Annotated in this window: 9 protein-coding genes and 1 pseudogene; 7 read left to right on the top strand and 3 right to left on the bottom strand. The window is 39.9% G+C overall.

Annotated features, from left to right (window positions below; genetic code table 11):
- Nucleotides 1-778, bottom strand: a 778-nt coding sequence (locus BO222_RS10110) for an IS110 family transposase (protein WP_075820685.1), incomplete at its 3' end; no start/stop codon positions are given.
- 1,083 nt (nucleotides 779-1,861) lie between these two features.
- Here BO222_RS10110 and alaS point away from each other — a divergent pair.
- The 6 genes from alaS (at nucleotide 1,862) to greA (ending at nucleotide 8,125) form a co-directional block, all read left to right on the top strand.
- Entirely contained in the window at nucleotides 1,862-4,504 is a 2,643-nt protein-coding gene (gene alaS, locus BO222_RS10105) for an alanine--tRNA ligase (protein ID WP_075820684.1), read from the top strand.
- 428 nt (nucleotides 4,505-4,932) lie between these two features.
- On the top strand, nucleotides 4,933-5,184 hold the full coding sequence (locus BO222_RS10100; RefSeq protein ID WP_075820683.1) for an IreB family regulatory phosphoprotein: 252 nt from the start codon (nucleotides 4,933-4,935) through the stop codon (nucleotides 5,182-5,184).
- Between the two features lie 3 nt (nucleotides 5,185-5,187).
- On the top strand, nucleotides 5,188-5,610 hold the full coding sequence (gene ruvX / locus BO222_RS10095) for a Holliday junction resolvase RuvX (RefSeq protein ID WP_075820682.1): 423 nt from the start codon (nucleotides 5,188-5,190) through the stop codon (nucleotides 5,608-5,610).
- 572 nt (nucleotides 5,611-6,182) lie between these two features.
- The gene (locus BO222_RS10090; protein ID WP_075820681.1) at nucleotides 6,183-6,443 is read left to right on the top strand and encodes a DUF1292 domain-containing protein; all 261 of its coding nucleotides are present in this window, start codon (nucleotides 6,183-6,185) and stop codon (nucleotides 6,441-6,443) included.
- Complete coding sequence (mltG, locus tag BO222_RS10085) at nucleotides 6,436-7,545, top strand: endolytic transglycosylase MltG (protein ID WP_075820680.1); 1,110 nt, start codon at nucleotides 6,436-6,438, stop codon at nucleotides 7,543-7,545. The genes BO222_RS10090 and mltG overlap by 8 nt, the downstream gene beginning before the upstream one ends.
- A 100-nt stretch (nucleotides 7,546-7,645) precedes the next feature.
- Nucleotides 7,646-8,125: a transcription elongation factor GreA gene (gene greA, locus BO222_RS10080; protein WP_075820679.1), complete on the top strand. Its 480-nt coding sequence runs from the start codon at nucleotides 7,646-7,648 to the stop codon at nucleotides 8,123-8,125.
- A 400-nt stretch (nucleotides 8,126-8,525) separates the two neighbouring features.
- Here greA and sstT read toward each other — a convergent pair whose 3' ends face one another.
- A complete protein-coding gene (gene sstT / locus BO222_RS10075; protein WP_075820678.1) occupies nucleotides 8,526-9,791 on the bottom strand; it encodes a serine/threonine transporter SstT in 1,266 nt (421 codons plus the stop codon).
- Between the two features lie 1,036 nt (nucleotides 9,792-10,827).
- Here sstT and BO222_RS10070 point away from each other — a divergent pair.
- On the top strand, nucleotides 10,828-11,637 hold the full coding sequence (locus BO222_RS10070) for a LytR/AlgR family response regulator transcription factor (protein ID WP_075820677.1): 810 nt from the start codon (nucleotides 10,828-10,830) through the stop codon (nucleotides 11,635-11,637).
- A 313-nt stretch (nucleotides 11,638-11,950) separates the two neighbouring features.
- On the opposite strand, the pseudogene BO222_RS14115 reads toward BO222_RS10070, so the two are convergent.
- Nucleotides 11,951-12,186: pseudogene (locus tag BO222_RS14115) on the bottom strand (hypothetical protein); the annotation flags it as partial.

The raw sequence follows: 12,186 nt of genomic DNA, 5'->3' as shown, positions 1-12,186 counted from the left end.
AGGCAAATTCTCCAGCTGTTGCAAAGCGATTAAAATCTCCAATTTCAGTAATGATCCGCATAGCGATGGGCCTGGTTACTCCTTTGAAGCATGAAAGGGAACTAGCCAGTTCATTGTAATTTTCCTGCTTGGACATTTCGGTGATTCGCTCATCATATCGAGCAATTTTGGTCTCAAGCTCCTCAAGAGTAATGAGATACTCGTCGAGCACCTCGCGATTCATTGGAGACAGTTCCAGGGATTTAAGCCAATCTCTGTGTTTTATAGTCCACTTGGTCTTTCCCTCATCAAAGGTGTAGCCAAGTTTCAACATAAAGGCATTAATCCGCTGTTTGAACTTCTTAATGGTTTCCTGAGTATCTTCACGAAGACGAATAAATGAGCGAACTTCCTGATCTTCCTGATTAGGAACATAGACTGATTTGTAGGTGTCATAGGCTAATGCTTCAGCCAGAGATTTTGCATCTCTGCGATCCGTTTTTCGAACGCGGTCTGTCTGAGCAAGCCGGATTGTCGTTGGCGCCATAATCCGGCACTCAAAGCCCATTTTCGTAATTCTTTCATAGAAAGAGAAGCCAAGACATCCGGCTTCGTAATCGAATACGAGCTTGGTTCCAGGTTCAACTTCAGATTCGATTTTCTTGGCATACTTCCAGATCAATCGTGGATCATTATTAATTTTTGTCTGGTGACTATGTGTATTAGAATTTCGATCGAAAGTATCTAAACTGATTGCTTTACTGTGGACATCACATCCGATAAAAAGTAAGCTTGCCATATAGGTCCTCCTAAGTCATGTGGTAATGACGTTTACTTGTAAATACACCCTAAGTATCCATCTAAATCCACGAATTGGCTTCTGGGGGGCCTTTCATATTATCTAAACAGATCGAAGGCCGTAAGCGCTAGAAAAAATCTGTTAACTTAATGACATTGTTTTCTTTCCTTAAATTCCTCCATTTATTATGAGAGGACTCGTGAGGATCGGGTAATTGCTGAAAAAATGCGGCTTTATGGCCGAGATTCAGTGAATTGCTGATTGGAATGAATTGAAACACTTATAAATTTGGAATATACTCAACGAGAAAACGTTGAACGGAAGAAGTAAATCAGATCTGATGAATATTCGATCAATACTATCTATTGAATATTATTAGAGAGAAGGCGGCTGGTGAAAGCCTTTGTTCAGACTGAATGAAAGCCACCCGGGAGTTGTCCGCAGGTCTGCGTTACAGACATATAAGGGCATCCGCAATTGCCTGTTTGCTGATGAGTTGGAGAAGTTCTCTGTTTGATCAGCAAAATGTAAGCATCTTCTGCTTTGTGCAGAGATGAGATATTAAATTTGTAGCGGATGAATCGGGATGGTACCGCGTGCAAACGTTCCTGAACAGGGAACGTTTTTTTATTTGTCCTGATCCCTGAGACAAAGAGATTTACTATTGAGTATTAATTATTCATTTATTATTTGATATTCGATGATTGATGTTTATTTATGACAATGGGACAGCAGCCTGTATTGGCCTTTACTTCAGAACGTTTGAGAACGTTTAGAATATAGAAGGTTTGGTTCGATGGCTGATCTTAAACTGATCTAATTTTGGATTTGCAGGATGCATTTAAGATTTTTGTGTGGTTTTTTGCATCATTCTTAATTACTTCAGAATTACTTCAGAATTACTTCAGAATAAGCAGTTTTTGCGAATTTTGATGAATCATTCTTTACTTAGCAGTAACTAGCTGTCTGATTGATTGTCGCTTGATTTAGTTTTTAATTTTTATTATTTTTTGAATTACTTTTTGTTATCTACTGTATTGAGTCTTACTGTATTTAGTCTATAAAACAGGAAAAGGAGAGAGTATGAAACAGTTAACTGGAAATCAGGTTCGTCAGATGTTCCTGGATTATTTTGAATCCAAAGGCCATATGATTGAACCAGGCGCTTCCTTAGTGCCAAACAATGACCCTACATTGCTTTGGATTAATGCCGGGGTTGCCGCATTAAAGAAATACTTTGATGGTTCTGAAAAACCAAAAAAGAACCGGATTGCCAATGCGCAAAAATCCATTCGTACCAACGACATCGAAAACGTAGGAAAGACAGCTCGTCACCATACGTTCTTTGAAATGCTTGGCAACTTCTCCATTGGAGATTACTTCAAAAAGGAAGCCATTCCTTTTGCCTGGGAATTCTTAACCAGTGAAGAATGGATGGGTATTGATAAAGACCGTCTCTATATTACTGTCTATACCGATGATGATGAAGCATATCGAATCTGGACAGAAGAATGCCATGTGGATCCATCTCATATTTTAAAAACAGAAGAAAACTTCTGGGAAATCGGTAAAGGTCCAGGCGGACCAGACACTGAAATTCACTTTGACCGTGGACCTGAATACGATCCTGAAGGTCTTGGTGAAAAACTCTTCTTTGAAGAGATGGAAAACGATCGCTATATCGAAGTCTGGAACGTTGTCTTCTCGCAATATGACTGTGATCCTGAACTCGATCGTAAAGACTACAAGGAACTGCCGCAGAAGAATATCGATACTGGTATGGGACTTGAACGTCTGGTCGCTTTGATTCAGGGTGGAGAAACCAACTTTGATACGGATCTGTTTTTGCCAATCATTCATGCCACTGAAGAACTTTCCGGTGTTCCTTATGAAGGCAAATACAAGATGGCTTACCGGGTTATTGCTGACCATATTCGTACCCTTGTTTTTGCCCTTTCCGATGGTGCCGGTTTTTCCAATTCCGGACGCGGTTATGTATTAAGACGTGTTTTACGCCGTGCAGTCCGCTTTGGTTTAAAGCTTGGTCTTGATGAACCATTCCTTTATAAACTGGTTCCGGTTGTCGCTGAAAACATGAAGGACTTCTATCCTTATTTAATGGATACAATTGAAAAGAACCAGAAACTGATCCGCAAGGAAGAAGAAACATTCAAGAAGACATTAAAGAATGGACAGGCCTTACTCGATGAAGAAATGGCAAAAGCCAAGGATGGCCGTCTGGATGGGGAAGTTGTATTCAAACTTTATGATACCTATGGATTCCCATTTGAAATGACTCAGGAAATTGCTGAAGAAAATGGTCTGAGCGTAGATCGTGAAGAGTTTGATGCCTGCATGGCTGCTCAGAAAGAAAGAGCCAGAAATGCAAGAAATGTTGAAGATTCCTTTGCAGAACAGAATGAAGAACTGATGAACTTTACAGAAGCCTGTGAATTTACTGGTTATGACAACTTAGAAGGCGAAGGAAAAGTCATCGCTCTGTTTAAGGATGGTCATCGCGTGGACTCTTTAGAAGATGAAGGTCAGGTCATTCTGGATAATACCGTATTCTATGTACAGTCTGGTGGACAGATTGCTGATACGGGAATTCTTGAAACGCCAACCGCAAAAGTCAGAGTTCTTGATGGAATCAAAACCCGTAACTCCCAGCATCTGCATTCCGTTGTGGTTGAAGAAGGAATCCTTTCTGAAGGCGATGTCGTTTCAGAAAAGGTCGATGAAAAACGCCGTAAGAAGACAACCGCCAACCACTCTGCAACTCACCTTTTACAAAGCGCATTAAAGCAGGTATTTGGTGATGATGTTCATCAGATGGGAAGCTTTGTTGGTCCTGACTATTTACGTTTTGACTTTAACTCATCGGATAAACCAACCACCGAACAGCTTGCTCAGATCGAAGATCTGGTCAATGGCATGATTGATGGTGCTTATCCGGTAACAAAAGAAATTATGAATATTGAAGAAGCTAAGAAAACGGGAGCCATGGCTTTATTCAATGAAAAATATGGCGATCAGGTTCGAGTCGTTACTATGGGAGATGTTTCCTGTGAATTCTGTGCTGGATGCCATGTAGACAATACAGAGGAAATTGGCGTCTTCAAGATTTCCAATGAAGAATCGATCGGAAGCGATACCCGTCGTATTACCGCAAAAACCGGTAAGGCGGCCTATGAAGAATTCGCGCAGTCTCAGAAGATGCTGCAAAATATTGCCCGCTTCATCAAAGCAAAAGGTCTCAAGCAACTGGATGACAAGGTAGAAAACTCAGTATCTCAAAACCGCATCCTGCAAAAAGAAATCGAAGATCTCAGAAATCAGATCTTTACCCTAAAAGCCAAGGAATGGGCAGGAGAAGCTGTATCAATGGGTGATTTAAAGGTTCTGATCAAGAAGGTAAAAGGTCTTGATGGAGCCTCCTTAAAGGATATCGCGGCTTCCTTAAAGGGAGATCATCCGGATATGGTAGTCTTCTTTGCTTCTGTCAATCCGGAAAGCTCCAAGATTGTCTTTGTCTGCGGAGCTGGCAAGGATGCAGTCAAAAAAGGCATTAAGGCCGGTGTGCTGGTCAAAGCAGCCGCTAATCTTTGCGGCGGAAACGGTGGAGGAAAACCGGATCTTGCTTCTGCTGGCGGTAAGGACGCATCCAAACTCGATGAAGCCTTCGATGAAGTAAAAGCTCAGATTGAACAGATTGCCCAGGCTTAACAGCCGATTTGTTTTCAGATTTGCGTTTTGTGCTTTATTTTTGTGCTTTATATTGTAAGTCTGTCTTTAAATCATTAAGATTCCAGATTATTCAGATTGGTTATTGCAGAATTACGAAATTCCGGTTGGATCATCATCCGTTAAAACTTATACAAAGCCTGAATCAGTAAAAATTGTTCAGGCTTTGTACAAGTTGGAATTGAAAATTTCGATTATGATTAATAGACGAACAGGTTTAGCAATTATCTTATGAATTCGACGATTCGTAAGAATAAGAATTGTTTTCAAAGTTTAAAAGGTGGTTTAAACTTTATATATCAGGCAGTATGACTGCCTCTTGTTTCTAACGATCAAAAGCCAGGATCCATGAGAAATCCTGCGCTAGCAGATCGGTAAATATTCATCCAAGAACGTTAGGAGATGATGGTATGCGTGATGTTACAGAAACAATGACTTTTACTACGGAAGAATTCCGCAGAGAAAACATCAAAAAGGTTCTCAGAGAAGTTTCCGATGCTTTACAGGAGAGAGGATACAACTCAGAAAACCAGATCGCAGGTTATCTGATTTCAGCGGATCCTGCTTACATCTCTTCTCATAAAAATGCCCGGAATCTGATCCAGAGAATTGAGCGATATGAAATTATTGAAGAGCTCGTTCGGGCTTATCTGGAGAAGTAGTTCATGGACAGAATCCTTGGACTCGATCTTGGCAGCAAGACATGCGGCGTTGCAATCAGCGACCCGTTAGGAATTATTGCCAGAGCGCTTACCACCGTACGCTTTGAATCAGATGACTATGAGACCTGTTTGGAAGAAGTTTTAAAGCTGTGCAGGGAAAATAAGGTGAAGAACGTTGTTTTGGGCCTTCCTAAGCATATGAACGGGGATATTGGTATTCGCGGAGAGATTTCTCAGGATTTCGCTCAAATGCTTGAAGATAATGGCGTCAAGGTGACCTTATGGGATGAACGCCTGACGACTGTCAGTGCTGAAAAGCTGTTAATCAGCGGCGATGTATCCCGCAAAAAACGCAAGAAAGTCATCGATCAGATGGCTGCCGTTCAGATTTTGCAAAACTATCTTGATCGTCAGAAAAATTTCTAATCCAGTTCATCCTGTGCGATTTTCAGCTTCTTGAAGCAGGTTGAATCAAACAGAAAATGAATCATCAGGCTCATCAATTCATGAATGACTTCTTTAAAGAACCAATTCTGAATGGTAGGCTTTGATCAGATTCATCAACTGACTGGCAGGTCTATGAGATATAGACTGTACTGATTTGTATTACAAGCTCTGCAAATTTTGCAGGGCTTTTTTTGATTTTTGTTTGTTTATTTTTGTTTTTTTTCTTAGACTTCTAATTCGCAGATTTTTGTTTCTCTGACTTTTAGAGAATTGGCATTCGTTATCTGCTCTGGCACTTCTTTGTTTCATGATCAAAAGGACAGCGCAATTTCTGTTATGTTTATGGATCGGATTATGCATCTGAGGAAAAGCAGAGAATGAATACGGCTTAAATCTTTTAGATGGCTTTCCTGCGTGTTTTTCTCTGATATAAGCCTGTGAATGTGCTCTTAAGCCAGTTGATAGAGGAACTGAAGATTTATAGCGTATTTATTATGGTAGAATAAACAATGATCTGAAGGCATGAACAGCCGGAAAGGAGACCTAATCACATGTTAGATTCAAACAGTTTGTATATCACAGACGAAAACGGTGTAGAAAAAAGAATGATCATTCTTTTTACCTTTGATTCGGAAGATTACGGAAGACAATATGTTGTATTCCAGGATCCGGATGGTGAAGAAACAGAAATCTTCGCAAGCGCCTATACAGATGAAGGAGATCTGATGCCAATCGAATCTGAAGAAGAGTGGGAAATGGTAGAAGAAGTCATCAATACCTTCGCGGATGATGAGGAAGAAGTGGATGAGTAATTCTTCAAGACGTTCCAAGCCGAAGAAAAAGCGTAGAGTCAAAGTCTGGCTGGTTATTGTTCTTGTATTGCTGCTGATTGTCCTGGCGGCTGTTGGTGGATTCTATTTCTGGTATTCAGGCTCTTTGAAACCAGCGGGTAATGCAGAAGATAAGCAGACCATCGTGATTGAAGATGGCGAAAGCTATGATCAGATGCTTGATGAGCTTGAACAGGAAGGCTTTATCAAATCCGCAAATGCAGCCAAAATTTACGCGAAGCTTTCCGGCAGTCATACTCATTTTGCAGGAAACTTCACGCTGAATAAGGGCATGAGTACTCCGGAAGTTCTTCAGTTTCTGGCTGATCAGAACAATATGGATAAAACCTATGCGGTTGTTACCATTCCAGAAGGTTACTGGGCTAAGCAGATCGCAAAAACACTTTGTGAATCGTTCCCGGAATATAAACCTGAAGATTTCATGAATCTCTGGAATGATCCGGCTTATATTGACACTCTGGCGGTTGATTATCCATTCCTGAATACCGAAATCCTCAACAACAGTGATCTGTTTGTAAAACTGGAAGGATATCTGTTCCCGGAAACGTATTATATCGATTTTGGTTCAACTCCTGATCAGATTACCAGAATTTTTCTGAATCAGTTTGCGACTGTTTACGATAAGTATAAAGCCCAGATTGAAGCTTCCCCCTATACGTTAGAAGAGATACTGACTCTGGCCAGCATTGTTCAGTTTGAGTCCGGCAAAGCCGATGAAATGCCAATGATTGCTGGAATCTTCTACAACAGGCTCAATCAGGGAATGCCTTTACAGTCTTCTGTAACGGTTTGCTATGCATTGCAGGACCAGTTTGATTCTGCTCAGGCCTGCGAAACCAATACAGATATTGATTCTCCGTATAATACTTATATCTATGCAGGAATTCCAATCGGACCGATCCTGAATCCAGGAGAAGAAGCGATCAAGGCCGTTCTTGAGCCGGTTTCTTCTGATTATCTGTTCTTTGTTTCGGATATTCATGGCGATGGAAGCATTCATTATGCAAAAACTTATGAAGAGCATCTGGCCAATGTTGAAAAATTCAACCTCAATATTGAGTAAGTAAGACTTCATACGTTTCTTAAACTGATAAAATAGTAGAATCTGCATAACTCCTTAATGGAAAAGCAGATGACGAACTGAAAGGAAATAAAGATTAAAAATGCCAAGCGATAAGTTTTATGTCACCAAGGAAGGTCTGCAGGAACTTCAGAACGAACTCGATACTTTAGTTCATGTCACAAGACAGGAAGTCATTCAGGAACTACAGGAAGCCCGTGCTCAGGGTGACCTTTCTGAAAACGCCGATTACGATGCAGCGCGTGATCATCAGGCACGTGTCGAAGCCCGTATTCGTGAACTCGAAGCTCTGATTAAGAACTCCGAAATCATTAAGGAAGAAGAAAAAGGAAAAGGAGCCATCAGTGTTCGTTTAGGATCCACGGTAACCGTCCGTGATCTTTCCGATCAGTCTGAAAACACCTATTCAATTGTGGGTACCATCGAAGCTGATCCATTCGAAGGAAAGATTTCCAACGATTCTCCTTTTGCCAAAGCAATTATGGATAAAAAAGAAGGTGACGTAGTCACTGTATCGAATGTCGCTGAACCTTACGAAGTTCAGATCCTCGCTATTCATTAAACTTTGTCCTGATTAACCGCAATTTAACTATTCAAATCAGAAACCGGATATTCCAGCCGATGTTGGAATATCCGGTTTCTTTTTTTCGAAAATTAAGATGAAGTATGAAGTGAATTTAACAATTTGTTGATGGGATGGTCGATGAGTCTGGTTTGGAATTGCTTGTTGGATTGTTTTTGAAATCGATTTGATGTTCTGATTAAGAAACTTTCCGGATTGAGTATGGAAAGTTCAAAAAAAGCAGATGAGCCGATCCGGTGAGGATTTTGCTCATCTGCTATTCTTCTATTCTTCTTTTCTGAATTTCTTTTTGGAGCGCATTTAAAGTTGAAGGTGTTTCTACAGGCTAAGCCAATACGGCCTCGTCCTGATCTAAGAACGAACAGCGTGCCTGCTCGCTTTATTTTCTTTTTTGAAGGAATTCTGGCAGAGGTTTTCCTTCTTTTCTCCATTGGGTATATTCAGCAGTAGCGGTAAATTCGACATCTCCAGCTGAATTCAGACAGGTTTCAAGGGAATCCTGAACCACTCCGATGATAAATCCGATGGCTACCACCTGCATGGCAATTGCATTATCGATTCCAAATAACGAGCAGGCCATTGGAATCAATAGCAGAGAACCTCCGGCGACTCCACTGGCTCCACAGGCTCCTAAAGCACTCATTACGGATAAAAAGATAGCAGCTGGAAAGGAGACCGAAATTCCTAAGGTATTGCAGGCCGCTAAAGTCATAATGGTGATTGTAATCGCCGCTCCATCCATGTTGATCGTTGCCCCAAGAGGAATGGAAACAGAGTAGAAGTTCTTATCCAGACCCAGTTTCTTGCACAGTTCCATATTTACTGGAATATTTGCTGCAGAAGAACGGGTAAAGAAAGCCGGGATTCCGGATTCCTTCAGGCAGCGGAAAATCAGAGGATATGGATTGCATTTAAGAAAGAAAGAAATAATCAGCGGACTGACGATAAATGCCATAAAAAGCATGGTACCAACCAGCAGTAAAAGCAGTTTTCCATAGTCTGTAAAGATTGAAAGACCATTGTTGGATACGTTCTCAAAGACAAGACCCATGATTCCAAAAGGAGCCAGATTGATAATCCAGCGAACGATATCGCTGATTGCATCCGCTACATTGCTCATGAATTCCTTGGATGAATCGGATCCGATTTTCTTCATCGCAAACCCAAACAGAACCGCCCACATCAGGATTCCAATATAATTGCCTTCAGCTAAGGAAGTAATTGGATTGGATACGATGTTGACAAGCAAAGTATGGAAGACTTCGCCTAATCCCTGAGGAATGACTTCAGCACTGGCGCTTTCTCCTAAAACGAGAGTCTGTGGAAACATCTTGCTGGTGATGACCGCAAGAACTGCTGCGCCAAAGGTCGTCAGCATATAAAGAAAGATTACCCGACCAAACCGTTTATCCAGTCGGGCAGAATTCTGACATAAAGCACTTGATACAATGACGAAAACCAGGATTGGAGCAATCGAGCGAAGAGCTCCGACAAACAGAGTTCCAAATTCGGCCATCCATTTCATGGATGGAATAAATAATCCAATCAAAGCGCCGATGATCAGACCAATCAGAATTCTAAGGATTAAAGAAGTCTGATTATAAGCGGCAATGACCTTCTTGATGGCAGGAAGAAAGTTGTTCATTCATAATCTCCTATTCGTTTGTTTGATTACCATATGAATCCAGGAATGAATCCTGCATGATTCACAGTTTCGCCTTCAATAGAAAAATAGAAATTTTTTCTACGATCTCAATCTCATGAATCCGATGAAAATCATCTGCAAATACAAGCTGCAGGATTTTGTGGTTTATCTATTTTGCTTGGGTGATCCTGAAATCTGAACATTGAAGATTCAATCAATTGAACCAGGCAGAGTTTAAATGTTCAGATTTCAGAACATAGGCAGTTTTTGATTCTGCAGAATAATGCAGTACAAAATTTCAAAATACAAAGTTTCATTAGATGATTCTTTGATGAAGAGATCTTAGAGATGGATTGAAATTTCTTATTTTAATTCATTGAAAACTGTTTTCTAATGTAAAACAACAGTTCATAAAATATGAACTATAATGCCTGATCACAGGCAAAATCTTTAGAAAAATCTGCAATATCAGCTATATTTGTTCCTTTTCATCGATTTTCTTGCCTACTTCTTTTGTTCACTTACATCTGATTGACCAACTTTATTTTCTGATTGTGTTCAAGCAATTGTACTCATCCAACTACGTTTATCTGTCTTTCTTCAATCGTGTTTTTTTAGTCTAAAATTTGAAGTATCCAATTCACAATCTTTAAATCAGAGAGTAGTAATAACGTTTTGACAACAATAATGTGCAAAATAGAAATCATGTCCAGTAAATACTATTGAAATAGTAGTTTATCGATCTAAATCCCGTAAGATAGGATTGTGATAATTCCTTCGCGTTGTGTCTTTTTAGATCGCTCAATCAAACCTGAATTGTCATTTGTCTGTACTTCTCATTGGCTCAGGAACAAAGAAGCTTTTCGAAATCATTCGAAATCAGTTAAGATAGTTTTTAAGAGAATTGTTTATCGATTTACATTAAGGTCACAAAACCATTGAATGGTCAATAGATTCATGAGTTGATGATCTTTTTGTTTCCAATAAGAGTGGATGAGGACGATTCAAACTATGATTTATTGAAAGGATGATTTAAATGCGAATCTGGATTTGTGATGATAATAATGAAGCGATAAGCTCGCTTAGCGAAATAATTGAAGAAATTGGATCTCATCCATTAGAAACATTCGTTGATCCAGTCCATATGCTGAAAGCCTTAAAAAACTGTGATGCCGCAAATGTTCCAGAGATTGTTTTTCTGGATATTGAATTAAAAACGGATCAGACGGGTTTTGATGTGTTCGAACAGATCAGCCAGATCAATAAGTCGATTCTGATTATTTTTATCACTGCCTATTCCAATGAATACGCACAGGAAGTCCTTTTGCGAACCGATAATCCTTTTGGATATTTGACTAAGCCTTTTGAGGCAGACTATGTTCGTCAGTACCTCAATAAAGCAAGTCATGTCCACCGCCAGGGACGCTTCTTATGCTGCAAATTTAAAGGAAAGGAATTCCACATCAAGGAATCCTCAATCCTGTATCTTGAAAGCGCCAAACATGTGACAAAAATCGTGACCAATCATGGAACCTATCGAGTCTATGAAAAGATCAGTGAATTGCTGCCAAGACTTTCAAATCATTTTATCGCCTGTCATAAGAGCTATTTAGTAAACCTTGAAGCCGTCAATCGACTCTACCCAAACATGCTTGTCTTGGAAAATGGAAAAGAGATCCCCATATCCAGATCCGCGAAAGCAAAAGTACGCTCTGCCTTCAATGAGTTTTTAAAAAGTCAGATGCCGCAAAGTTTAGACGAGTTTCAGAATCAATCAGATCTTTCTAATTCTTCAGAGTATTCCTGTGACAGACAGGAATTGATCGATAATGGAATTCTGATATGAAAGCCCCCCTTGTCAAGGGCGCACTGAGGGCTAACTAATTTATTTTTTAACTACATAAAGGGATTAGTGAATGCCATGCATAAATCCTGGAATGGATTCATCAGCTATTTAAACCAATCTGATATACGTGGATTTTCACAGGTTAATGGTTTCGCTGAGACCCCACCATCTAAAAACGCGGATTAACATAGAATTATCGTGGATAGTCAAACCTCTTACTTCCAGGACTTATGAATGACATTCATTTCTCTGAACTTTATTGTCAATTGTTCGTTAACTTCAGATAAAAAGACTTAGAGTGCTGCAAATTCTGTTAAAACTTGGTTGTTCCGTTGATTTGATTTGAACATTTATTTTTTATTGTGATGTTTTGGCTAAGGATTTCACCAGTGAGTGGATCACAGTGAGAACGATTCTCAATGTGATTCGTAGCCATTCCCCAGATGAAGCAAGCCATTTCCCTGGCACAAGCAGCGATTGCAATATTCCGGTTTTTTCCGTTGTTCATCATGGATTTAAACTTACTGATAAACCGTGTATTTCCTTTAT

Source organism: Ileibacterium valens (assembly GCF_001945525.1).
Classification (GTDB): Bacteria; Bacillota_I; Bacilli_A; order Erysipelotrichales; family Erysipelotrichaceae; genus Ileibacterium; species Ileibacterium valens.
Note: the sequence above shows the minus strand (reverse complement) of the source record. Positions and strands in the feature narration are given on the sequence as shown.

Bases quoted from the DNA above. Each gene is read 5' to 3' on its own strand.
- sstT (WP_075820678.1), bottom strand. From the start codon at position 9,791: ATGAACAACTTTCTTCCTGCCATCAAGAAGGTCATTGCCGCTTATAAT.
- alaS (WP_075820684.1), top strand. From the start codon at position 1,862: ATGAAACAGTTAACTGGAAATCAGGTTCGTCAGATGTTCCTGGATTAT.
- BO222_RS10070 (WP_075820677.1), top strand. From the start codon at position 10,828: ATGCGAATCTGGATTTGTGATGATAATAATGAAGCGATAAGCTCGCTT.
- BO222_RS10100 (WP_075820683.1), top strand. From the start codon at position 4,933: ATGCGTGATGTTACAGAAACAATGACTTTTACTACGGAAGAATTCCGC.
- ruvX (WP_075820682.1), top strand. From the start codon at position 5,188: ATGGACAGAATCCTTGGACTCGATCTTGGCAGCAAGACATGCGGCGTT.
- greA (WP_075820679.1), top strand. From the start codon at position 7,646: ATGCCAAGCGATAAGTTTTATGTCACCAAGGAAGGTCTGCAGGAACTT.
- BO222_RS10090 (WP_075820681.1), top strand. From the start codon at position 6,183: ATGTTAGATTCAAACAGTTTGTATATCACAGACGAAAACGGTGTAGAA.
- mltG (WP_075820680.1), top strand. From the start codon at position 6,436: ATGAGTAATTCTTCAAGACGTTCCAAGCCGAAGAAAAAGCGTAGAGTC.